The sequence below is a fragment of the Rhizobium sophoriradicis genome (assembly GCF_025200795.1).
Classification (GTDB): domain Bacteria; phylum Pseudomonadota; class Alphaproteobacteria; order Rhizobiales; family Rhizobiaceae; genus Rhizobium; species Rhizobium sophoriradicis.
Genome location: NZ_CP104155.1, coordinates 45,539 through 68,520, shown reverse-complemented (window position 1 = coordinate 68,520; position 22,982 = coordinate 45,539). Strand labels below are relative to the sequence as shown.

General features: G+C 62.6%; 18 protein-coding genes. 13 read left to right on the top strand and 5 right to left on the bottom strand.

What is annotated here, in order from left to right; all coding sequences use genetic code 11:
- Positions 1-157: 157 nt before the first annotated feature.
- Complete coding sequence (locus N2597_RS28785; protein ID WP_183598796.1) at positions 158-2,071, top strand: adenylate/guanylate cyclase domain-containing protein; 1,914 nt, start codon at positions 158-160, stop codon at positions 2,069-2,071.
- Between the two features lie 83 nt (positions 2,072-2,154).
- Here the strand turns inward: N2597_RS28785 and N2597_RS28780 are convergent, their stop codons facing one another.
- The gene (locus N2597_RS28780) at positions 2,155-3,060 is read right to left on the bottom strand and encodes an NAD(P)/FAD-dependent oxidoreductase (RefSeq protein ID WP_183598794.1); all 906 of its coding nucleotides are present in this window, start codon (positions 3,058-3,060) and stop codon (positions 2,155-2,157) included.
- Between the two features lie 132 nt (positions 3,061-3,192).
- On the opposite strand from N2597_RS28780, the gene N2597_RS28775 reads away from it, so the two are divergent.
- Positions 3,193-3,648, top strand: a complete 456-nt coding sequence (locus N2597_RS28775) for an Rrf2 family transcriptional regulator (protein WP_040140873.1) — start codon at positions 3,193-3,195, stop codon at positions 3,646-3,648.
- Between the two features lie 79 nt (positions 3,649-3,727).
- Here N2597_RS28775 and N2597_RS28770 read toward each other — a convergent pair whose 3' ends face one another.
- Positions 3,728-4,207 (bottom strand): class I SAM-dependent methyltransferase, encoded by a 480-nt coding sequence (locus tag N2597_RS28770; protein ID WP_077989511.1) that lies wholly within the window; start codon positions 4,205-4,207, stop codon positions 3,728-3,730.
- A 72-nt stretch (positions 4,208-4,279) separates the two neighbouring features.
- Here N2597_RS28770 and N2597_RS28765 point away from each other — a divergent pair, with 72 nt between their 5' ends.
- Positions 4,280-5,506 (top strand): DUF3095 domain-containing protein, encoded by a 1,227-nt coding sequence (locus tag N2597_RS28765; RefSeq protein WP_183598792.1) that lies wholly within the window; start codon positions 4,280-4,282, stop codon positions 5,504-5,506.
- Here N2597_RS28765 and N2597_RS28760 read toward each other — a convergent pair.
- On the bottom strand, positions 5,496-6,833 hold the full coding sequence (locus N2597_RS28760; RefSeq protein WP_183598790.1) for a nucleotide sugar dehydrogenase: 1,338 nt from the start codon (positions 6,831-6,833) through the stop codon (positions 5,496-5,498). The genes N2597_RS28765 and N2597_RS28760 overlap by 11 nt on opposite strands.
- 618 nt (positions 6,834-7,451) lie before the next feature.
- Here N2597_RS28760 and N2597_RS28755 point away from each other — a divergent pair.
- The 10 genes from N2597_RS28755 to N2597_RS28710 all read left to right on the top strand — a co-directional run bounded on the left by N2597_RS28755 (position 7,452) and on the right by N2597_RS28710 (position 22,089).
- Positions 7,452-8,795, top strand: coding sequence for an adenylate/guanylate cyclase domain-containing protein (locus N2597_RS28755; protein WP_040140862.1), 1,344 nt, complete (start codon positions 7,452-7,454; stop codon positions 8,793-8,795).
- Positions 8,796-8,951: 156 nt separating this feature from the next.
- Positions 8,952-10,841 carry an ABC transporter ATP-binding protein gene (locus tag N2597_RS28750; protein WP_183598788.1) on the top strand — a complete coding sequence of 630 codons (1,890 nt, stop codon included), beginning with the start codon at positions 8,952-8,954 and terminating at the stop codon, positions 10,839-10,841.
- Positions 10,841-12,748, top strand: a complete 1,908-nt coding sequence (locus N2597_RS28745) for an ABC transporter substrate-binding protein (protein WP_183598786.1) — start codon at positions 10,841-10,843, stop codon at positions 12,746-12,748. Before N2597_RS28750 ends, N2597_RS28745 begins: the two co-directional genes overlap by 1 nt.
- Positions 12,749-12,751: 3 nt before the next feature.
- Positions 12,752-13,750, top strand: coding sequence for an ABC transporter permease (locus N2597_RS28740; protein ID WP_040111305.1), 999 nt, complete (start codon positions 12,752-12,754; stop codon positions 13,748-13,750).
- A complete protein-coding gene (locus N2597_RS28735; protein ID WP_040140856.1) occupies positions 13,750-14,922 on the top strand; it encodes an ABC transporter permease in 1,173 nt (390 codons plus the stop codon). Before N2597_RS28740 ends, N2597_RS28735 begins: the two co-directional genes overlap by 1 nt.
- A gap of 97 nt (positions 14,923-15,019) precedes the next feature.
- Complete coding sequence (locus tag N2597_RS28730) at positions 15,020-16,228, top strand: glycosyltransferase family protein (RefSeq protein ID WP_040111303.1); 1,209 nt, start codon at positions 15,020-15,022, stop codon at positions 16,226-16,228.
- 9 nt (positions 16,229-16,237) lie between these two features.
- Positions 16,238-17,485 (top strand): glycosyltransferase family 4 protein, encoded by a 1,248-nt coding sequence (locus N2597_RS28725; RefSeq protein ID WP_183598784.1) that lies wholly within the window; start codon positions 16,238-16,240, stop codon positions 17,483-17,485.
- Positions 17,482-18,642 carry a glycosyltransferase family protein gene (locus N2597_RS28720; protein ID WP_096762941.1) on the top strand — a complete coding sequence of 387 codons (1,161 nt, stop codon included), beginning with the start codon at positions 17,482-17,484 and terminating at the stop codon, positions 18,640-18,642. The genes N2597_RS28725 and N2597_RS28720 overlap by 4 nt, the downstream gene beginning before the upstream one ends.
- 165 nt (positions 18,643-18,807) lie before the next feature.
- Positions 18,808-21,522: an ABC transporter ATP-binding protein gene (locus N2597_RS28715; RefSeq protein WP_096762867.1), complete on the top strand. Its 2,715-nt coding sequence runs from the start codon at positions 18,808-18,810 to the stop codon at positions 21,520-21,522.
- 99 nt (positions 21,523-21,621) lie between these two features.
- Positions 21,622-22,089 (top strand): cyclic nucleotide-binding domain-containing protein, encoded by a 468-nt coding sequence (locus tag N2597_RS28710; RefSeq protein WP_004679746.1) that lies wholly within the window; start codon positions 21,622-21,624, stop codon positions 22,087-22,089.
- Between the two features lie 9 nt (positions 22,090-22,098).
- Here the strand turns inward: N2597_RS28710 and N2597_RS28705 are convergent, their stop codons facing one another.
- Together N2597_RS28705 and N2597_RS28700 are read right to left on the bottom strand one after the other, a co-directional pair.
- Positions 22,099-22,389 carry a type II toxin-antitoxin system RelE/ParE family toxin gene (locus tag N2597_RS28705; RefSeq protein ID WP_096769601.1) on the bottom strand — a complete coding sequence of 97 codons (291 nt, stop codon included), beginning with the start codon at positions 22,387-22,389 and terminating at the stop codon, positions 22,099-22,101.
- Positions 22,386-22,847 (bottom strand): ParC-related protein, encoded by a 462-nt coding sequence (locus N2597_RS28700; RefSeq protein WP_183598782.1) that lies wholly within the window; start codon positions 22,845-22,847, stop codon positions 22,386-22,388. Before N2597_RS28700 ends, N2597_RS28705 begins: the two co-directional genes overlap by 4 nt.
- Between the last annotated feature and the right edge of the window lie 135 nt (positions 22,848-22,982).

The following is a 22,982-nucleotide window of genomic DNA, read 5'->3' as shown; positions in this document are numbered from 1 at the left end:
GCAGTCAAGCTAACCGTGACGGCAGGAGTATTGAACGCCTTGTGCAAGCTCGAAAAAAGCGGTTAGCTGGCTTCGTTCGGAACGCTCATTCGCACAGCTGGACGAGCATCGGGACGATAGGTGCGCTGAGACGTATCCGCATTTCGAGGGGAATCTCGTGCGCTGGTCCAAACCGCTCAGAGTGCATCTCGGCGTCCTGGTCGTCGCTTCGCTGCTTTGCACGTCGATGCCAATCATCTGGTTGGCATTCCGGCAGGGAAGCGCTGCTGCGGTGAACGCCGGCGCGCAGCAGATGCGCGAGATGAGCTTACGGCTTATCGAGGGATACAAAGCTGCGCTTCACGGCGGCACCGAGGCGGTGGCGCTGGCATCGACCCTGCCGCAGCTCACTTCCCCGCCGTCTCAGGATATTATGGCAAAGCAGGAAGTCTTTCTCGAGGTGTTGCGAAACGTCCCCGAGGCGACGAGCGTTTACACCGGCTATCCCGATGGTTCTTATCTGCAGGTCATTAACACCGCCAGAAAGGATGTGCGTCAGGCGCTGGCGGCGCCCGATGGCACGGCTTTCGCGATCAGAACGATTGCGGAGAGACAAGGCGCGAATATTATATCGACGCTTCGCTTTCTCGATAGCCAGGCAAGACCGATCGGCGAGCGGGACATTGACTACCTATCCTTCGATCCGCGGCAACGGCCCTGGTACCAATCCGTCGTCCAGGACGGTGTGCCGGTTTCCGTCGGGCCTTATGTGACCGGAACGCTCAATATACCGACGCTGACGATCGCGGCGCCGATGAAGGATGATGGCAGGGTGGTCGTCGGCATCAACATTCACCTGCAGACGATCGGCCGCCTGCTGAATGCGCAGGGGATTTCTCCGCATGCGCGAGCCTACATCATCGATGGCGGCGGCAACCTCGTCGCCCATTCCGACGCCCAGATCATGAGCAGGGTCATCGGATTATGGGCGAGAACATCAGGCGCCTTCGCCGCGACGGCAAACAGTTTCGACACGAGCCTGGAAGCCGTGGCCAGGCTCAGGCGAGATCCCGCCTTCGCAAGCGGCGGCTTGGCGCGGCTCGATATCGACGGCGAAAGCCACCTGGCGCAAATCGCCCCTGTCAGTGTCTCAGGCCTGTTTAAGGACAGCACGGCCGTGATCGTCGCGCCGCTCGCAGACCTCGTGGAGGAAGCCCATCGGCTGCTCGTGCGCAATCTCCTGATTGCTGGCGCTCTGTTGATCGCCGGAGTCGGCGCATCGGTGGTGCTTTCCCGCATGGTCAGCCGCTCTCTCTATCGGCTCGCCGACGAGGCGCGGCGGATCGGCGATCTCGATCTCGGCGAGACGCCCGTCTCGCATTCCTGGATAACGGAGATCAACACACTGGCCGGCGCGCTCTCGGCAAGCCGGCATGCCATCAGCCAGTTTGCCCTCTACGTTCCGCGTGAAGTGGTTCGGCGCATCATCAGCCCCGAGGGGCGAGCGGTCGTCAAAGCCAAACGGCAGGATGTGACCGTGCTGTTCACCGATATCAGGGACTTCACGACCATATCCGAGCTCAATTCTCCGGAAAACGTCGTCGATACGCTATCGGCCTATTTCGAGCTGCTGAACATCATCGCAGAGCGCCACGGCGGGACGGTCGTGCAATATCTCGGCGATTCCATTTTCGTCATGTGGAACGCCCCCGTTGCGGATGCCAGACATGCCGAAAACGGCTGCCGCTGCGTGTTCGCAATGAAGGCGGCAATCGACGGCCTTAACGAGGAGAACAGAGTGAACGGCCGTCCTGTCCTCATCACGCGATTTGGCCTGCACACAGGCCCGGCCGTCGTCGGCAGTTTCGGGGCGATTTCGCGCCAGCAATACACGGCCATGGGCGATACGATCAATGTCGCCTCGCGCCTGGAGGGATTGAACAAGGAATTCGGTACGTCGATCCTGGTCAGCGCCGCCATCCATAACGCCGTCGGCGACCGTTTCGTGTTTCGGTCGCTCGGCCTGGCGCAGGTGAAGGGCCGGGCGGAGAAGGTGGATATATGGGAATTGATTGGGGAGAGTGACGGCTAAATGTCTGATCGCGAAAACTGGCGATATTCGTTTTCGCAAACGCCCCATCACCCTCGTGAAGCCTCTGCTCAACATCTTGGCGCCTATCCGGCAGGCTGCATCACCAGCGACTGATGGCAATGCACGCCGGCGAGCACCCCCGCGGCCGAGGCAAGCGTGCCGCTGTGCATGGAGCTTGCGGCATCGCCGGCGGCGAAGACGCCCTTGACGCTGGTCTCCTTGTTTTCGCCGGTGCGGATGACCGGACCGAACATACCGTCGTCGAAGGCGCAGCCGACTTGTTCGGCAATGGGGCTTGCCATCGCCGTTTTCGGCGCGACGAAGATGGCGTCGAGCGGCGCGATGCGGCCATCGGCGAGGCGCACTGCCTCGAGTTTCGGACTATCGCCCAGCAATTCGACGATCGGGCTGCGTTCGATGCGGACGCCGCGGGCGCTCAGCTTCGCGAGCTGCTCGTCGTCAGGCTCGAACTGCGCCTGGGTGAAAAAGGTGGTCGCGCCCCAATCAGGGATCATCACGGCCGAATGCGCCGAGTGGGGATGGTTTGCAAGGACGCCAAGCTCGCCGCCACTCACCTCATAACCATGGCAATAGGGGCAGTGCAGCACCGAGCGCCCCCAGCGGTCTCCGAGGCCGGCAATCTCGGGCAGCGTGTCGCGGACGCCGGTTGCGAGAATGAGTCGGTCAGCGCGTTCTTCGCCGCCGCCGTCGATGCCGACGATAAATTGGTCATCCTGCTTCTGCGCGTGGACGACCCTGCCGTCGCGCAACGTGATGTTCGGATAAAGCGAAAGCTGTCTCTTCCCCTCCTCCATGATCGCCGCCGGTGCCCGGCCGTCCTGACCGAGAAAACCGTGCGCGGCCTGCGAAAATCGGTTTCGCGGCATGCCCGCATCGACGAGCAGAACCCGCCGCCGCGCCCGAGCAAGCTGCATGGCAGCCGACAGGCCGGCAAAATTGCCGCCGATGACGATGACTTCGTAAGACATGCTGTCACTCCTCCGGTGTTTGATTTCATGAATCAATATAAGTTACATGAAATAGCCCAGTCAAGCGTCATGCCACTTGTGTTGTTACAGATGGTCTGCAATAATCACTCGCTCGCTCTACAGGATGGAACAATGCGCAGCGACAGCCGCCTTTCCCGCATGCTGCACGTGCTGATCCACATGGATCGGCACGAGCATTCGGCGACCTCCGAAATGATATCAAAGATGTTGAACACCAATCCCGTCGTCGTCCGCCGCACCATGGCCGGCCTTCGTGAACGGGGTTATGTCAGCTCCGAAAAGGGCCACGGCGGCGGCTGGACCTTGGCGCGTCCCCTGTCTGAGATCACCCTGCTCGACGTCTACAACGCCCTTGGCGAGCCTCACCTCTTCGCCATCGGCCCCGCCGGCGACCAGCCGCAATGTCTGGTGGAGCAGGCCGTCAATAGCGCGCTGGCAGATGCGATGCAGGAGGCCGAGGCGCTGCTGCTGAGGCGGCTGGGCAGTGTGACTCTCAAGCAAATCGCGGACGAGTTCGAGGCAAAACTGGAAGCCCGCTCGGCAGCGGCTTATTCCTGCGCCTCGTGAGGGATTAAATCCTCCAAAGAGGAATAACTGCCACTGCAAATCGCGACAGCGGCCGATGCCGCGGTCCCCGCCCAATCGCTTACGTCCTGCGATAGAGAAAATACCGCCCTTCTTTGATCCCCTCCGGCAGCGGCAGCGCCACAAGCTCGGGATGCTCCAGCGGCAGGCCGCTGACGGCGACGCCGTTATGAGCGAGCACGCCGGCGATCAGTTGCGGCAGCCAGGTCAGCGTCACCGCGTCGATCTCGTCATGGCCGGTGCCGATATCGGCATGGGCGAGCGCTGCGCCGATGCCGAGGAAGGCCTGGCCGGAGTCGCGGATATTGCCGGTCACCATATCTTGCGGCTCCGGGGTCGAGGCCGAATAGGAGCGGACTTCCCAGTCGAAGGCGATGATGCGGCGGCCGGGAAAATTCTCGCGCAGATGATCATAGGTGCGGCCGTTGCCGAGGCCGAATTCCAGCACCGGGCCGTCGATTTCTGCAACGAGATCGGTGATCGCGTTCAAAATATCGCGCTGGGCCGTCAACCGGCGAATGAAGCTGTCGAGGCGGCTCATCTAAATCCGTATCCGTCATGAAAATCGTGAGCGCGTGCTAACACTGAAACCTTGCCAAGTCGATTGCCGTAAATGGGAATTGGCGTTGCAGTGGCAATATGGGTCTGTGCTAAGGTCGATGACATGGAAACCGTGACCGACGAAGACTTCTTTGCCGCCGTGCCGCTCTTCAGCGCCTTCGAGGGCGTGACCGATGCCGCCAACTACCGGCCGCTGCCCGATGGCTGGGTGCTGGCGCTTGCCGATATTGTCGGCTCGACCCAGGCGATCGCCGGCGGCCGGTACAAGGACGTTAACATGGCGGGCGCCAGCGTCATTTCGGCGGTGTTGAACGCCGTCGGCAAGGGCGACTATCCCTTCGTCTTCGGCGGCGACGGGGCGCTGATCGCGCTTCCGGGTTCGCTGGAAAAGGCGGCGCGCGATGCGCTTGCCGCCGTGCAGGTCTGGGTCGAGGAGGATCTCGGTCTGATGCTGCGCATCGCCATCGTGCCGGTTGCCGATACCCGCGCAGAGGGTCTCGACGTGCGTGTCGCGCGTTATTCGGCAAGCCCTTATGTCACCTATGCGATGTTCTGGGGCGGCGGCACCAGCTGGGCGGAACGGCAGATGAAGCAGGGCCGTTACGGCGTCGAGCGCGCCGCCCCGGGCACGCGGCCCGATCTCACCGGCCTCTCCTGCCGCTGGAGTCCCATCGAGGCCGAGAATGGCGAGATCGTCTCGATCATCGCCGTGCCCGGCGAAGGCCGGCCGGGCGAAGAATTTCGCAACCTCGTCAACGGCATCGTCGCCATCACCGCCGAGCAAAACCGCGGCAGCCACCCGGTGCCGGCCGGCGGCCCGAAATTCGCCTTCTCGCTAAAGGGAATCAACCGCGAGGCCAGGGCCACGGCGCCGGCCGGCAAACGCCTTCGGCAGAAGCTGATCATCTTCCTTCAGCTCGCCATCACCGTTCTCTGCTACAAGCTTGACATCCCGCTCGGCCGCTTCGATGCCCGCCGCTACAAGGGCGACGTCGCCGGCAATTCCGATTTCCGCAAATTCGACGACGGGCTGAAGATGACGGTCGATGTCGATGCCGAGCACCTGAAACGCATCGAGACACTGCTGGAAGCGGCGCGGGCAAAGGGCATCGCCCGCTATGGCCTGCATCGGCAGGCTTCGGCGCTGATGACCTGCTTCGTGCCGACGCCGATTTCGCGCGACCATATGCATTTCATCGATGGCGCGTCCGGGGGTTATGCGGTGGCCGCCAGCCGGATGACCGGCAAGGCGCTCTCCGGCGTTGCCGTCACGCCTTGATGACGTGATCGGCCGAAAGGCCGAGCCGGTTGAAGACATTGCGGGTGTCGATGATCAGCGCCGCGCTTTTCGCGATCGCCGCATAATCCACGCTGTCATGGTCGGTCGCCACCAGCACCGCATCGTAGTCGGCGACAGCGTCCGGCATCAGCGCCACCGACCGGCGGCCCTTCAGCGCCTGGTATTCGCGCGTTGGCGGGATCTCGGCGACGAAGGGGTCGTGATAGTCGGCCCGTCCGCCGCGTTCCTCGATGATCTCGATCAGCCGCAGCGACGGGCTTTCTCTGATATCGGCGACGTTCTTCTTGTAGGCGAGCCCGAGTACCAGCACCCGGCTGCGGCTCAGCGCCTTGCCGGCGCGGATGTCGAGCGCTTCGGCGAGCTTGCCGACGACATAACGCGGCATCGCCGAATTGATCTCGCCGGCAAGCTCGATGAAGCGGGTCGGCAGCTCGTATTCGCGCGATTTCCAGGTGAGATAGAATGGGTCGATCGGGATGCAATGGCCGCCGAGACCGGAGCCGGGGTAGAAGGGCATGTAGCCGAAGGGCTTGGTCTTGGCCGCCTCGATCACTTCCCAGACATCGATGCCCATCGCCGCATAGACGGTCTTCAATTCGTTGACCAGGGCGATGTTGACCGAACGAAAGATGTTTTCGGTGAGCTTGACCGCCTCCGCCGTCGCATTCGAGGAAACAGGCACGACCGTCGATACCGCCGCACCATAGAACGCCTTCATCAGGGACAGCGCCTCGGGCCCGTCGCCGGCGACGACCTTCGGGATGGTGGCGGTGTGATAATGCTGGTTGCCGGGATCCTCGCGCTCCGGCGAGAAGCCGACGAAGAAATCCGCGCCGGATCTCAGCCCGGTGCCTTCGAGAATGACCTTGACGATATCGTCGGTGGTGCCGGGATAGGTGGTCGATTCCAGCACGACGAGCTGACCGGGACGCAAGTGCTGGGCGATCGAGCGCGAGGTCGCCTCGACGAAGGACAGGTCGGGATCACGATGTTTGGTGAGCGGCGTCGGCACGCAAATGATGATGACGTCGCAGGCGGCAAGCCCGGCGAAATCGGTGGTCGCCTGAAAGCGTCCGGCATCGATCTCGGCGGCAAGGGCTGCATCGCTGACGGCATCGATATAGGAGCGGCGGGCCTCGAGCGCCACCATCTTGGAAGGATCGATGTCGAAGCCGGTGACCGCAAAGCCGCTGCGCGCCACCGCCATCGCCAACGGCAGGCCGACATAGCCGAGGCCAATGACGCCGGCTCGCGCCGCGCGGGTTTCGATCTTCTGCAAAAGCGTATCGAAGGTGGAGGTGGCCAAGGCGGGGTCTCTCAAACGGGGAATTCAGGAAGCTGATCTAATGCATGATGGCGGCGAATTAAACCCGTGGTCCTTTTCTCCCCGGCGGCAATAGCGTCGGTTGGCGACCAAGACCCCTCCCCAACCCCTCCCCACAAGGGGGAGGGGCTAAACTAGCCGCATCATCCCACTTAAAATCATCGCCGAGAACTCTGAGGCCGAAAACGGGCAGCACGGCGCCGCGGGTTAGCCCCCTCCCCCTTGTGGGGAGGGTTGGGGAGGGGTCTTGAGTCGTCAATCGTCGGCATGGCTGCTCCAACATCCTTAGCCAGCTGTGGCCGAAATGTCCCAGCCGGTCTTATCCGATGCAACTTTGGAGCACAAAAGAATCCCGCTCCCATTGTTTCGCATATGCAGCATCCCTATTTTGACTTTTGATAATGAACCACGTGAAAGGACCACCCGTCCGGTCCCCCGTTAGGGGAACTGAGGGACGCCGCTGCCGGGCTCTCGGCAGATCGTTGACACAATATTACCGCTCGTACATCCTGATTTCCTTGTGACCTGTGCATGTAAATGTGCCGGCCGAGGGATTTTTGCCTCTTGGGGATGGCGTGCTTTATGAGGATCATACCGAGAATGAGCACGATCGAATCCAGCGTGTCCTCCATCCTGTTGGACCGCGTCGCCGAATGGCTGACGAATTCTTCACTGGCGGGCAACGATCTCGAAACCATCGTCAGCGGCTTCTGCGAAAGGATGGCCTCCGCCGGCCTGCCGATCGCGCGCGTGCACCTGACCTTTTCGATGCTGCACCCGCTCTACGATGCGCTGAGCTTCACCTGGCGGCGCGCCAGCGGCGTCACCATCGAAGGCTTCCGCATGCCGGCCGGGCAGAAGCCGGACCGCTTCCTGCAGAGCCCCTATTATTACCTGCTCGACAACAACCTGCAGCACATCCGCCGCCGACTGTCGCAGGACGGACCGGCCGAATTCCCGATCTTCGAGGATCTGCGCAAGGACAAGATCACCGACTACCTCGCCTTCGTGCAGCCCTTCAGCGACGGCTCTGTGCAGGGCATGATGGGCTCGTGGTCGACCGACCACAATAACGGCTTTTCTGACGACATGATCGATGCGCTGCTGCGAATGCAGAACCATCTGGCGGTCGCCGCCAAGATGGCGGTGCTCGGCAAGCTCGCCAACAATATGCTGACCACCTATCTCGGCGGCGACGCCGGCAAGCGGGTGCTGAACGGCCAGATCCGCCGCGGCGACGGCGAGACGATCCGCGCCGCCCTCGTCATGGGCGACATGCGTGAATCCACCATGTATGCCGAAAAAGAGGGCCGCCAGGCCTATATCGACACGCTGAACCAGTTCTTCGACGCGATCGCCGCTCCTTTCAACCGCAATGGCGGCGAAATATTGAGCTTCCTCGGCGACGGCTTCCTGGCCGTCTATCCCTGCGGGCGCCACAAGGATCCGTCGAAGATTGCCTGCGAGGCAGCGCTGTCGGCCGTTCACCAGGCCCAGGCGCGGGTCGCCGAGCTCAACGGCGAACGCGAGCAGAAGGGTCTCAGCAAGATCGGCTACGGCATCGGCCTGCATGTCGGCAACGTCATGTTCGGCAATGTCGGCCTGAAGGACCGCCTGACCTTCTCCGCCTTCGGATCGGCGGTCAACGAGGTGCAGCGTCTGCAGATCCTGACCAAGAAATACGGCCGCGAGGTCGTCGCCAGCCAAGCCTTCGCCGGTTATTGCGGCGGCGAATGGACGCGGCTCGGCGAAGAGAAGCTGCGCGGCATCCGCCAAAAGGTGACGGTGCTGCAGCCGCGCGCGCCGGCCCCGGAGATCCATGTCGACGAACATTTCCGCGAGGCCGTGCAGAACGGACTTTCCGAAGCCGAGCAGGTCATTCTGCTGCACCAGGACGCGAAGAAACAGGTCAAGCGCACCAGCATGGAGAAGTTCATCCAGTAAAACGCCGGGCCGGCACCGATAAAACTGCGTGTTTCGTCCGGACGACCGCGGCGAAAGGCGGCGATATCCCCTTGATTGTCATCAGCTAGACACCCCGTTTGCGGTACGATAGTGTTGCCTTAACGGGAACATAGAAGACTGGGGAATTTCATTGGTATGGCGTCCGCTGCCGATTTGTTGCGTATTGAGAATCTCGACATCTCGTTCTCGGTTTTCGGCGACCCCCTGCGCGTCGTAAAGGAAGCCAATCTCCGCATCCTTCCGGGCAAGGTCACCGCTCTTGTCGGTGAATCCGGCTCGGGCAAATCGGTGATCAGCCAGGCGATCATGGGCATCCTGCCCAATCCGGCCAAGGCATCGGGCAGCATCCTCTTCACCGATCCGCTCGACGGCAGCACGACCGATATCCTCTCCTTGTCGCGCGACAGCGAGGAAATGCGCGACCTGCGCGGCCGACGCATGGCGACGATCTTCCAGGAGCCGATGACTTCGCTCTCGCCGCTGCACACGGTCGGCAACCAGATCAGCGAAGCGCTCTTGATCCATACCGAAGCCGACAAGCAGGAGGCGCGTGAGAAGACCGAGGAAATGCTCGGTCTCGTCGGCTTTTCCAATCCGCACCGCACCTACGACATGTATCCGTTCGAATTGTCCGGCGGCATGCGCCAGCGCGCAATGATCGCCATGGCGCTGATCTGCAAGCCGGCGCTCTTGATCGCCGACGAGCCGACGACGGCGCTCGACGTGACGATCCAAGCGCAGATCCTCGAATTGCTGCGTGACCTGCAGGCCAAGCTCGGCATGGCGATGCTGCTCATCACCCACGATCTCGGCATCGTCGCCAACATGGCCGACGAGGTGGTCGTGATCTATCACGGCGAGATCATGGAAGCCGGGCCGGTCGAGGCGATCTTCCGCAATCCGCAGCACCCCTATCTCAAGGCGCTGATGGCCGCCGTTCCGCATTTCGACATGAAACCCGGCGAGCGGCTGAAGGCGCTGCGCGACGTGCCGGTCAATCTCGAGACTCTCGTCGGCAAGAAGAAGCCGCTGCAGGCGGAGACGCCGGGCACGCTGTTGTCCGTCAGCAATCTCTGCAAGACCTACAAGACGCGCAAGCGCAGTTTTCTCGGCAAGCACGAGGCCACCGTGCTGCGCGCCGTCGACGATGTCAGCTTCGATATCCGCCGCGGCGAATGTCTGGGCCTGGTCGGCGAATCCGGCTGCGGCAAGACGACGCTCAGCAAGATCCTGATGCGCGCCGTCACACCCGACAGCGGCGCGGTCGTGTTCAACGACGGCAAGGAGGTCATCGACGTCCTCGCGGTCAAAGGCGACGAGCTGCAGGACATGCGCACCAAGATCCAGATGGTGTTCCAGGATCCGGTTTCCTCGCTTTCGCCGCGCATGACGGTGCGCAACATCCTAAGCGAACCACTCGAGATCCATGATCGCGGCGACAGCGACGAGCGCAAGCGCAAGGTCGAAGGATTGATGGCGGCGATCGGTCTCGACAAGCGCTACCTCAGCCGTTACCCGCACAGCTTCTCCGGCGGCCAGCGCCAGCGCATCGGCATCGCCCGCGCGCTTGCCCTCGGGCCGAAACTCGTCATCCTCGACGAGCCGGTCTCGGCGCTTGATGTCTCCGTCCAGGCGCAGATCCTCAACCTGTTGAAGGACCTGCAGAAGGAACTGGGGCTGACCTATCTCTTCATCTCGCACAACCTCGCCGTCGTCGATTACATGGCCGACCGCATCGCTGTCATGTGCAAGGGCCGCATCGTCGAGATCGCGCCGCGCGAAATCATCCTGCGCGATCCGGTGCATCCCTATACGAAATCGCTGCTCGCCGCCGTCCCCTTCCCCGATCTCGACCGGCCGCTCGATTTCAAGGCGCTGCGCGAAAACGGCGCCGCCGACAAGCAGAACTGGGGGAAAACCTTCACCGCCGAGCATGACGACGCTTCCGAGCTTGCCTATGCCGATCTCGGCGACGGCCATCTGGTGCGCGCCCGCAAGGGCGCTACGGCCAAGGAGTTGCGCTGATGGTAACGCGTCGCACCTTTCTCGGCGGCCTTGTCGGGGCTGCGATCGCACCGGCGGTGCTTCGCGCCGAGCAGATAGTCGAGCCGGAATTTCTCAAGGAGCGGCTGGCCGCAGGCAGCCTGCCTGGTATGGCTGAGCGTATTCCACTGCGCCCGCGCATCGTCAACCTGAAGGAGATGGGGCTCGAACCCGGCGCCTATGGCGGCACGGTGCGCACCATCATCGGCAGCCAGCGCGACATCCGCTTCATGACGATCTACGGCTATTCCCGCCTGGTCGGCTACGACAAGCACCTGCAGTTCCAGCCTGACATTCTCGCCGATTTCCGCGCGGAGGACGACACGGTCTTCACCTTCACGCTGCGCGAAGGCCATAAATGGTCCGATGGGGCGCCGTTCACCGCCGACGATTTCCGCTACTGGTGGGAAGACGTCATCCTGAACGACAAGCTGACGCCGGGCGGCGGCGCGCTCGAGCTTCGCCCGCACGGCAGTCTGCCGCGCTTCGAAATGCTCGATCCGCTGACGGTGCGCTATACGTGGGAAAAACCCAATCCGATGTTCCTGCCGACGCTGGCAGGTCCCCAGCCGCTCGTCATCTTCGGGCCGGGGCATTACCTCAAGCAATTCCATAAGAAGTTCCAGCCCGACGAGGCGAAGATGGAACAGATGATGAAGACCAGCCGCGTCAAGAAGTGGCAGGATCTGCACATCAAGATGGCGCGCTCCTACCGGCCGGAAAATCCCAACCTGCCGACGCTCGATCCCTGGCGCAACACGACGGCGCTGCCGGCCGACCAGTTCGTCTTCGAGCGCAACCCGTTCTTCCACCGGGTCGACGAGACCGGCCGGCAGCTGCCCTATCTCGACCGTTTCGTCCTCAACGTCTCCTCCTCGTCGATTATCGCCGCCAAGGCGGGTGCCGGCGAAGCCGACCTGCAGGCGACCGGCATCGATTTCAACGACTACACCTTCCTGAAGGAGGCCGAAAAGCGCTTTCCGGTGAAGGTCAATCTCTGGAAGGTGGCGCGCGGCTCGCGCATCACGCTCTTGCCGAACCTCAACTGCGCCGACGAGGTTTGGCGCGGCCTGTTCCGCGACGTGCGTCTGCGCCGGGCTCTGTCGCTGGCGATCGACCGGCACGAGATCAACATGGTCGCCTTCTACGGCCTGGGCACGCCGAGCGCCGATACCGTGCTGCCAGACAGCCCACTGTTCAAGCAGGAATATGCCGACGCCTTCGTCAAGTTCGATCCCGACGAGGCCAACCGCCTGCTCGACGAACTCGGTCTGACCAGGCGCGGCGGCGACGGCATCAGGCTGCTGCCGGACGGACGGCGCGCCGAGATTACCGTCGAGACCGCCGGCGAAAGCAATCTCGATACCGACGTGCTGGAGCTGGTGCACGATCACTGGGCCAATATCGGCCTTGCGCTCTATACCCGCACTTCGCAGCGCGACGTCTTCCGCAACCGCGCCATGAGCGGCACGATCATGATGTCGATCTGGTACGGTCTCGACAATGGCGTGCCGACGGCCGACATGTCGCCCTCGGGGCTGGCGCCGACGCTCGACGATCAGCTGCAGTGGCCGCTCTGGGGCATGCACTATCTCTCCGCCGGCCAGGAGGGTGTCGCGCCCGACCTGCCGGAGGCGGCCGAACTGATCGATCTGCTCAAACAATGGGGCTCGACGGCGAAGTTCGAGGAGCGCCAGGCGATCTGGCACAGGATGCTGTCGCTCTATACGCAGCAGGTGTTTTCGATCGGCCTGATCAACAGCACGCTGCAGCCGATCCTTCGCGCCGCCAAGCTGCAGAACCTGCCGGAGAAAGCCCTCTACGGCTTCGACCCCACCTCCTATCTCGGCATCTACATGCCGGATGCATTCTGGTACAAGGAGGCCTGAGGCGTGCTCAGATATATTCTCTGGCGCATCGCCGCCATGGTACCGACGCTCTTCGTCATTTCGGCGCTGGTCTTCACCATTATCGAACTGCCGCCCGGCGACTTCTTCGAGAGTCAGATCGCCGAGCTGCGCGCTTCCGGCGAGACCGCCAATCTCCAGGAAATCGAGGAGATGCGCCAGCAATACGGCTTCGACAAGCCGGAGATCGTGCGCTATTTCTACTGGGTCGGCGGCATGCTGCACGGCGATTTCGGCTATTCCTTCGAATACCAGCTGCCGGTGTCCGACGTCGTCGGCGACCGCCTGTGGCTGACCATCCTCGTCTCCTTCACGACGATCCTGCTCACCTGGCTGATCGCCTTCCCGATCGGCATCTATTCGGCCACGCACCAGTACAGCTGGGGTGATTACGGGCTGACCTTCCTCGGCCTGCTCGGCATCGCCATTCCGAACTTCATGCTGGCGCTGATCCTGATGTATTTCGCCAATATCTGGTTCGGCATCTCGATCGGCCATCTGATGGACCAGCAATATATCTCGGCTCCGATGAGCTGGGAGAAGGCGCGCTCGATCCTTTCCCACCTGTGGATTCCCGTCATCATCGTCGGCACGGCGGGTACGGCCGGCATGATCCGTCGCTTACGCGCCAACCTGCTCGACGAGATGCAGAAGCAATATGTGACGACGGCGCGCGCCAAGGGCCTTCATCCGATGCGGGCGCTGGTCAAATATCCGCTGCGCATGGCGCTCAACTTCTTCGTCGCGGATATCGGCTCGATCCTGCCGTCGATCATCTCGGGTGCGGAGATCGTCGCGATCGTGCTGTCGCTGGAAACGACCGGACCGATGCTGATCAAGGCGCTGCAGAGCCAGGACATGTATCTTGCCGGCTCGTTCCTGATGTTCCTCGCCTTCCTCAACGTCATCGGCGTGCTGATTTCCGATATCGCCCTCGGCTTCCTCGATCCCCGCATCCGTCTGCAAGGCAGGAGCACCAAATAATGTCGCCCCTTCCCGCACCCGGTGCGCCGCTGCCGCATTACGTCTCGACCGCGCCATTCGACCCGCTCGCGACCGAGACCATGACGGCGGCGCAATCGCGCATTCATCTCGCCTCGCAGAAGAAGTTGATGTGGTGGAAGTTCAAGCAGCACAAGCTGGCCTTGATCTCCGGCATCTTTCTCGCCGTCGTCTACCTGATGATCCTGATCGTCGAGTTCCTGGCGCCTTACGGCCTGCACACCCGCAACGTCGATTTCATCCATGCGCCGCCGCAGCGCGTCCACTTCTTCGACAAGGGAGAGTTCGTCGGCCCCTTCGTCTACGGCCGCAGCATGACGCTCGATCTCGATACGCTGCACCGTGTCTATACCGACCGGCCGAACGACGTGCAGCCGATCCGCTTTTTCTGCCGCGGCGATTCCTATAAATTCTGGGGTCTCGTCGCCTCGAACTTTCATCTGGTCTGCCCGTCGATCGGCGGCCAGATGTTCCTGCTCGGCACCGACCGGCTCGGCCGCGACGTGCTCTCGCGCATCCTCTACGGCGCGCGGATCTCGCTGACGATCGGCCTGATCGGCATCGCGATCAGCTTCGTGCTCGGCATCGTCATCGGCGGTCTTGCCGGCTATTGGGGCGGCATCTTCGATCTCATCGTCCAGCGCCTGATCGAGGTGCTGCAATCGCTGCCGAGCCTGCCGCTGTGGATGGCGCTCGCCGCCATCATGCCGGTGACCTGGAGCCCGATCGTCATCTATTTCGGCATCACCGTGATCCTCGGCATCATCGACTGGACTGGGCTCGCGCGTGCCGTGCGCTCGAAACTCCTGGCGCTGCGCGAGGAGGATTACGTCCAGGCAGCCCAGCTCATGGGCGCCAGCACGCCGCGCATCATCGGCCGCCATCTGGTGCCGGGCTTCATGTCGCATCTCATCGCCTCCGCGACGATTTCGATCCCCGGCATGATCCTCGGCGAGACCGCGCTCTCCTTCCTCGGCCTCGGCCTTCGCCCGCCGATCACCAGTTGGGGCATTCTGCTGACCGAGGCAAAAAGCGTCAGCGTCATCGCCTTCTATCCTTGGCTGCTCTTTCCGATCATTCCTGTTGTTCTTGTCATTTTGGCGTTCAACTTTCTGGGAGACGGCTTGCGTGATGCGGCAGATCCCTACAAATAGCAGGAAACCCGGCGGCGCCGCACGGCACCGCCCCCGCCTCGTGGCCTCCGGACGGTGGGGGTACTAACGCATGTTGTTCACCCCGGAGGGAACACCCATGGCCAGACGTCTCGAAGATGCTCGCATCCTCATGTACAGCCACGACACCTTCGGCCTCGGCCACCTGCGCCGCTGTCGCGCCATCGCCCATGCGTTGGTCGAGGATTATCGCGGCCTCAATATCCTGATCATCTCGGGCGCGACGATCGCCGGCGCCTTCGACTACCGCGCCCGCGTCGACTTCGTGAAAATCCCGAGCGTCATCAAGCTGCGCAACGGCGAATATACCTCGCTCGCCAGCCATATCGACCTGCACGAGACGCTGAAGATGCGCGAATCGAGCATCCGCCACACCGCCGAGACCTTCCAGCCCGATATTTTCATCGTCGACAAGGAGCCGATGGGACTGAAGGGCGAGGTCGAGGATACGCTCGCCTATCTCAAGGCCCGCGGCACCGTGCTGGTGCTCGGGCTGCGCGAGGTGATGGACGCGCCGCATCTGCTCGATGCCGAGTGGAAAAGAAACGGCATCATGCAGAAGATCGACCAATATTACGACAGCGTCTGGGTCTACGGCCCGCCCGATTTCTACGACCCGCTCATCGGTCTCGACGTGCCGGCCAGCCTGCGCCGGAAGATGGATTTCGTCGGCTTCCTGCAGCGCAGTGTCTCCAAGGGCAAAACCTCGATCCACGCCCGCAAGGACAATTACCTCCTCGTGACCACAGGCGGTGGCGGCGATGGTTCCGATCTCGTCCACGACGTGATGAATGCCTATGAGGCCGATTCGACGCTGACGCAGAAGGCGCTCGTCGTGCTCGGGCCCTATATGCCGGCGGCCGAGCGCGCCAAACTGGTGCAGAAGGGCGATGCCATCCCCTATATCGAGGTGATCGAGTTCGATAACCATATGGAAGAGCTGATCGACGGCGCCACCGGTGTCGTCGCCATGGGCGGCTACAACACCTATTGCGAGATCCTCTCCTTCGACAAACCGGCCCTCATCGTGCCGCGCGTCAAACCGCGCCAGGAACAGCTGCTGCGCGCCAAGCGGGCGAGCGAGCTCGGCCTCGTCGACATGCTGCTGCCGGAACAATCGGTCGATCCCACCATCATGGCTGAGGCGCTGAAGCGCCTGCCCTCCCGCCTGCCCCCGTCGAAGAGCGGCAGTAATATGCATCTCGAAGGGCTCGACCACATCTCGCAGACCGTCGGCCGGTGGATCGACGGCCGCGCCAGCCACCTCGCCCTCGTCGGCGCGGAATAGGACCAAGCCTTGCCGCCACGCCGCAAGATTCTCGTCGTGCTGAAAGGCTATCCCCGCCTCTCGGAAACCTTCATCGCCCAGGAGCTGCTCGGCCTGGAAAAGGCCGGCTTCGACCTGACGCTGATTTCGATGCGCCGGCCGACCGACAAGAAGCGCCATCCCGTCCATGACGAGATCAAGGCGCGTGTCGTCTATCTGCCGGAATATCTGCATGAGGAGCCGATCCGCGTGCTGAGAGGCCTGGTCGCCGGCTTTTCCAGACCCCGCTTCAAGGCGCTGATCATACGTTTCCTCGCCGACCTCAAGCGCGACCTCTCCCGCAACCGTTTCCGCCGTCTCGGCCAGGCGCTGGTGCTAGGGCGCGAATGGCCGGATGGAGGCGAGTGGCTGCATGCCCATTTCATCCACACGCCGGCCTCGGTGACGGAATATGCGAGCATGCTGACGGGCACGCCCTGGAGCTGTTCGGCGCATGCCAAGGACATATGGACGTCGCCCGACTGGGAGCTCACCGAAAAACTGAACAGCGCCCGCTGGACCGTCACCTGCACCCGGGCGGGCTACGAGCACATGCGCACGCTGACATCCCGCAAGGATGCGGTGCACTTGAGTTATCACGGTCTCGATCTCGCCCGCTTCGGCCATTTTGCCGGCGAGCGCTCGAACCGCACCGGCAGCGATCCCGACGATCCGGCCCTCATCTTGAGCGTCGGCCGCGCCGTTGAAAAGAAGGGTTACGACGTGCTGCTGCGCGCACTCGCCCTGCTGCCCGCCGATCTGCACTGGCGTATGGAGCATATCGGCGGCGGCGAGGCACTGGCGAAGCTGAAGGCGCTGGCCGCCGAACTCGGCCTGTCCGACCGCATCGTCTGGAAGGGCGCCCTAGCGCAGGAAGACGTGCTCGATCACTACCGCCGCGCCGACCTCTTCGCGCTGGCCTGCCGGATCGCCGCCAATGGCGATCGCGACGGCCTGCCGAACGTGCTCGTCGAAGCCTCGAGCCAGCGGCTCGTCTGCGTTTCGACCGAAGTCTCCGGCGTGCCGGAACTGTTGGAAAACGACGAAAACGGCCTCGTCGTGCCGCCGGAAGATCCGGCGCTGCTAGCGAGGGCCCTCACGGCGGCAATCCGCGACCCGGCCTTGCGCAGGCGCCTCGGCGACGCCGCCGAAAGGCGAGTGCGCGGCGACTTCGACTATCACTCCAGCATCAGACAGCTCAGCGGCCTGTTCGAGGCCGAATGGCAGAAGGCGTCATGACTGCACCACGCATCTTCTTCTACGTCCAGCACCTGCTCGGCATCGGCCATATCGCCCGCGCCAGCCGCATCGCCAATGCGCTCGTCAAGGACGGTTTCGACGTCACTGTGGTGACCGGCGGCCTGCCGGTGCCGGGTTTTCCCGGCGAGGGCGTCAAGACCGTGGCGCTGCCGGCGGTCGTCGCCAGCAATGCCGGCTTCTCCGGCCTTGCCGATGCCGATGGCCGGCCGGTGGGCGAGGACTTCCTCCATGCCCGCCGCGACCTGCTGCTCGAGGCCTTTCATGCCGCAAGGCCCGATGTCGTCATCATCGAAGCCTTCCCCTTCGGCCGCCGGCAGATGCGCTTCGAACTGCTGCCGCTGCTCGCGGCGGTCGAAACGGCCGAACCGCGGCCAAAACTGCTGAGTTCGGTACGCGACATCCTGCAGGAAAACCGCAAGGCCGGCCGCGATGCGGAAACCGCAGCCCTGGTCAGTGATCATTTCGACGCCGTGCTCGTCCATGGCGATCCCGCCTTCGTCAAGCTCGAGGACACCTTCCCGTTGACGGCAGAGATTGCCGACAGGGTACGTTATACCGGGCTCGTCACCCCGCCGCCGGCGCCCGAACCGACCGAAACATTCGATATCATCGCCTCGGCGGGCGGCGGCGCCGTCGGCGCCGAACTGATCGGCGCGGCGAAAGCGGCGGCAGCGCTCATGCCGGACAATCTTCGCTGGCTGCTGATCGCGGGGCCTAACCTGCCGGAGGCCGATTTCACCGCGCTGTCGCGGGAGGCGGCGCCAAACGTGACACTGGTGCGCTTCCGCAAGGATTTTCCCTCGCTGCTGCGCGGCGCCAAGGTCTCGATCTCACAGGCCGGCTACAATACGGTCGGCGACCTCCTGCGCAGTCAATGCCGGGCGATCCTCATCCCCTTCGTCGCCGGCGGCGAGACCGAGCAGACGGTGCGCGCCGAACGGCTGCAGGCGCTTGGCCTCGCCGACATCCTGCCGGAAAACGGGCTGACCTCTGCCCTTGTGAAACAGACCGTCGAAAAGGCGCTCGCAGCACCTCGGCGGGAACAGGTATCGCTCGATCTCGACGGTGCGGAGAAAACCGCCGGCATCATTCGCTCGATGATTGCGAATAGCTCGCCTAATTCAAAATTCCTGTGATATAAGCAAAAGTCCGGCGAGAATCGGCCTTTCTGCAGCCGGTGGCTTCGCCTTGTTTTCATTGCGATATCGGCGGTCCGGCTGCATGGTTCGTTCTCAAGGATTTCTCCCGTTCCGGCGCCCGGATCGCGCCTTCGGAATTTCCCAGCAAGCTAACGGTTAGCCATGGAAAAAAGCCTTGCCCGCTACATCTGGAAGAACACGCGGCTGCAGCAGCTGTGGATCCTGGCTGTCGTCGCCGCCTCGATGGTGCCTTATTTCCTGTCATTCGACCTACCGAAGCAGATCGTCAACGGACCGATCCAGGGCGACGGCTTCGAAGGGCCTGGCGCAACTCAGAGATTCATGCATATCGCCTACGACATTCCGCTGATCGGCCATGTCGAATTCTTCCAGGGCGTAGAGCTCAATCGTTTCCAGATGCTGATGGCTCTCAGCCTGGTGTTCCTGGCGTTGGTGGTGCTGAACGGCCTCTTCAAATTCTATATCAACACCTATAAGGGCCGGCTCGGCGAACGCATGCTGCGGCGCATCCGCTTCGAGTTGATCGACCGGGTCCTGCGTTTCCCGCCTGCGCATTTCAAGCGGGTGAAATCGGCCGAAATCGCCACGATGATCAAGGACGAGGTGGAGCCGATGGGCGGCTTCACCGGCGATGCCTTCGTTTCGCCCGCCCTTCTCGGCGGCCAGGCGATCACCGCGCTTGCCTTCATCATCGTGCAGAATTTCTGGCTCGGCATGATCGCCGCCGGCATCGTCGGCGTCCAGGCGGTCGTCATTCCCCGCATGAGGAAACGCCTGTTGGACCTCGGCCGCCAGCGGCAGCTGACGGCGCGCGAGCTTTCCGGCCGCGTCGGCGAAATCGTCGAGGGCATCGGCACGATCCACGGCAACGACACTTCCAACCTCGAACGTGCCGACATCGCCTGGCGGCTCGGCCGCATCTTCTCGATCCGCTACGACCTTTACCAGTGGAAATTCCTGGTGAAGTTCATCAACAACTTCCTCGCCCAGGTCACGCCTTTCCTGTTTTACGCGATCGGCGGTTATCTGGCGCTGCAGGGCCGCCTCGACATCGGCCAGCTCGTCGCCGTCATATCAGCCTACAAGGATCTGCCCGGACCGCTGAAGGAACTGATCGACTGGGACCAGATGCGCCAGGACGTGCAGGTGAAATACCAGCAGGTCTACGAACAGTTCAACGTCGAACCGCTGATCGACAGCCAGATCCAGGAACTCGCCACCGCCCCGGTCGGGGCGCTGACGAGCGCCCTCGTCGTCACCAACCTGACCCTTTCCGATGACAGCGGCGCCCGCCTCGTCGACCACGTCTCGGTCGAAATCAAGCCGAATGAGACGGTGGCGATCGTCGGCCCGAACGGCAGCGGCGCGGAAGCCTTCGCCGAAGCGCTCGGCCGGATGATCTGGCCGGATTCCGGCCGCATCACCATCGATGGGCGCGACCTGCTGAATCTGCCGGAATCGATCACCGGCCGGCGCATCTCCTATGCCTCGGCCGACACATTCTTCTTCCATGGCTCGCTCGCCAGCAATCTGCTCTACGGCCTCAAGCACGCGCCGATGACCGATCCCGTCTACGACGAGAAGGAAGCGCTCGAATATAAATGGCATTCGGCCGAGGCGGTGAAGGCCGGTAACCCGACGCTCGACCTCAACAGCGACTGGGTGGATTACCAGGCGGCCGGCGCCAACGGACCGGAGGATCTGTTGAAAGCGATCCGCCCGGTGCTCGACGCCGTGCTGATCTCGCAGGACATTCTCGATCTGGCGCTGCGCTCCAACGTCAACACCGACGTGCATGTGGCCGTCAGCGACCATGTCGTGGCGCTGCGTGCCTCGCTCAGGGACCGGTTGCGTGACGAGGGCCTCGACGGGATCGTCGTGCCTTTCGATTTCGATACCTACAATGCCCAGGCGACGGTCGGCGAGAACCTGCTCTTCGGCACCATGAAGCGGCCGCTGATGACCAACCGCAGGCTGGCCGCCCATCCCTATTTCCAGCAGCTCTTTCGCGAGACGGGCCTCAGCACCGATCTCTACGCCATGGGCCTCGAGATCGCCGAGAACGCCGTCGAACTCTTCCACGACCTGCCGCCGGATCATCCTTTCTTCCAGCAGCTGACCTTCATGACGGCGGACGATATTCCGACCTACCAGGCGCTGCTGCAGAAGCTGCAGAGCCGCCGATTCGAGGATGCCACCCCCGAGGAACGCTCGGCCATCATCCGCCTGAGCTTCGCCTATATCGAGCCGCGGCATCGCTTCGGTTTGCTGACCGACGAGCTGATGGACAAGATCGTCAGCGCCCGCAAGCAGTTCCACGCCCATATTCCGGCCGATCTCGCCGAGCTGATCGAGCGTTACGACGCCGAACGTTTCACGCCGTCGGCCAGCCTGATGGACAATGTGCTGTTCGGCCGCATCGCCTATCAGCAAGCCGACGCCTCCGACCGCATCCGTGCCATCATGGGCGAACTCTTCGATGCCCTCGACCTTTATGACGATGTGCTGTCGATCGGGCTCGAATTCGACGTCGGCTCGGGCGGCAAACGCCTGACCATGGTGCAGCGGCAGAAGCTGAACCTGGCCCGCGCACTGCTGAAGCGTTCGGACTATTTCATCTTCAACCGGCCGCTGTCGGCGCTCGATCAGCGCGTCCAGGACCAGATCACCCGCAACATCATCGAAGACCTGCACAAGGAAGGCGAGCGGCCGGCGATCGTCTGGGTGCTTTCCAATGCGCGGCTCGCCGAGATGTTCGACCGGATCCTGCTCTTCGACCGCGGCGGCCTGGCCGAAGCAGGGAACTATCCGGAACTTTCCGAGAAAAACGGTATGTTCAAGGAACTGTTATCGTAATATTCTATGGGAGCGGCGATGGTAGGTGTTCCCTAGGGAATGCCGGGAATTTAAGGCGTCTGGTTCGAAGAACCCTGCGCCCAGGGGATTGAAACGCTCATGCTGTTGAGAGACGAAGTCGAAATGCTGCGACGGGTGCCGATCTTTTCAAGGATTGCGCCAGCAAAGCTCAAGCTTTTGGCCTTCACCTCCGACCGCATGACTTACAAGGCCGGTCAGGATCTCTTCCATCAGGGTGATGTCGGCGACGCCGCCTATGTCATTCTCTCCGGCAGCGCCGATATCATCGTCTCCTCGCCGGCCGGCGAGATCAAGGTCGCCGACGTCGAGCTCAATTCCATCGTCGGCGAAATCGCCATCCTCTGCGACGTCTCGCGCACGGCAACGGTACGCGCCACCTCGCCGCTCGAAGTGCTGCGCATCAGCAAGGAGCACTTCCTGAAGCTGCTCAGCGACTTCCCCGAAATGGCCGTCGAAATCATGCGCGTGCTCGCCGACCGCCTGAACCACACCACCGCGGAACTGACCGCGGCGCGGGCGGCGAAGCAGCCGCAGATGGCGCAGTAAAAACGCTTTTCAGAGTCTCGGCGGCCATTGCTGGGCGCCATGAAGAAGGCGCAATATTTCCACCCTCTGTGCCTTTCTGTCGATGCGATAGATCAGCAGAAATGCGGTGCGCGGAATGACCAATTCCCGTGTTCCCTCGAGACGACCGCTGCGTCCTGCTTCGGGGTGATCGGCGAGCATTTTGGCCTGATGCCGGATAACATCATCCAATGCGATCGCGGCGTTTGGATTCTGGGTAAAGATGTGGCGGATCTGCCTTTCCCGGTCCACAAGAGCCTGAGCCAGCCATCTGACAATCAAGCTCTATCTCCGGAGTGCAGCTGCGCGAGCAGTTCGGCCCGAAGCTTATCCATACGCTCTTCGGCATCCTGCGCACTGATCCAGACCGCGTTCGGATCATCGGCTTCCCGGATCGCTTCTTCGACCTGTTCGCGGAACCACTTGTCGTATTCCGCCGCCTCGTGGGTACGACGCAGAGCGGCGGCCCGATCCGGCCGCGGTGCCGTCTCGGAAATGTAATCGGCCGCATCGACATCGAACTGCGAGATCCCGACATCCTTGAGATAAGACACCAGGGTATCCATGCGCTTGAACAGGCGCACCTGCCGGCTGCGCTGGGCGGCAAGCGGGCGCTCGGCCTTGCCGTAGCGGATGACGACGGACCAGCCGCCGGTCTTGCCTACGACATGGGCGGCATCGACGGCGCCGGCTTCGACAAGACGGGAAAGGGTCGAATGATCGATGGTTTCCGCGGTCATGGCATATCCTCGTTGCGGCCGACAAGGATATGCATTTAATTATAAATTGCAATGCAGTCAATAATTGGAATTGGGCAGATTCCTGCCGATGGCTGCCCCTCACCCTGTCCCCGTAAAAACGGGGAGAGGGGACGT

Bases quoted from the DNA above. Each gene is read 5' to 3' on its own strand.
- N2597_RS28780 (WP_183598794.1), bottom strand. From the start codon at position 3,060: ATGTCTTACGAAGTCATCGTCATCGGCGGCAATTTTGCCGGCCTGTCG.
- N2597_RS28775 (WP_040140873.1), top strand. From the start codon at position 3,193: ATGCGCAGCGACAGCCGCCTTTCCCGCATGCTGCACGTGCTGATCCAC.
- N2597_RS28770 (WP_077989511.1), bottom strand. From the start codon at position 4,207: ATGAGCCGCCTCGACAGCTTCATTCGCCGGTTGACGGCCCAGCGCGAT.
- N2597_RS28765 (WP_183598792.1), top strand. From the start codon at position 4,280: ATGGGAATTGGCGTTGCAGTGGCAATATGGGTCTGTGCTAAGGTCGAT.
- N2597_RS28755 (WP_040140862.1), top strand. From the start codon at position 7,452: ATGAGCACGATCGAATCCAGCGTGTCCTCCATCCTGTTGGACCGCGTC.
- N2597_RS28750 (WP_183598788.1), top strand. From the start codon at position 8,952: ATGGCGTCCGCTGCCGATTTGTTGCGTATTGAGAATCTCGACATCTCG.
- N2597_RS28745 (WP_183598786.1), top strand. From the start codon at position 10,841: ATGGTAACGCGTCGCACCTTTCTCGGCGGCCTTGTCGGGGCTGCGATC.
- N2597_RS28735 (WP_040140856.1), top strand. From the start codon at position 13,750: ATGTCGCCCCTTCCCGCACCCGGTGCGCCGCTGCCGCATTACGTCTCG.
- N2597_RS28730 (WP_040111303.1), top strand. From the start codon at position 15,020: ATGGCCAGACGTCTCGAAGATGCTCGCATCCTCATGTACAGCCACGAC.
- N2597_RS28720 (WP_096762941.1), top strand. From the start codon at position 17,482: ATGACTGCACCACGCATCTTCTTCTACGTCCAGCACCTGCTCGGCATC.
- N2597_RS28715 (WP_096762867.1), top strand. From the start codon at position 18,808: ATGGAAAAAAGCCTTGCCCGCTACATCTGGAAGAACACGCGGCTGCAG.
- N2597_RS28710 (WP_004679746.1), top strand. From the start codon at position 21,622: ATGCTGTTGAGAGACGAAGTCGAAATGCTGCGACGGGTGCCGATCTTT.
- N2597_RS28700 (WP_183598782.1), bottom strand. From the start codon at position 22,847: ATGACCGCGGAAACCATCGATCATTCGACCCTTTCCCGTCTTGTCGAA.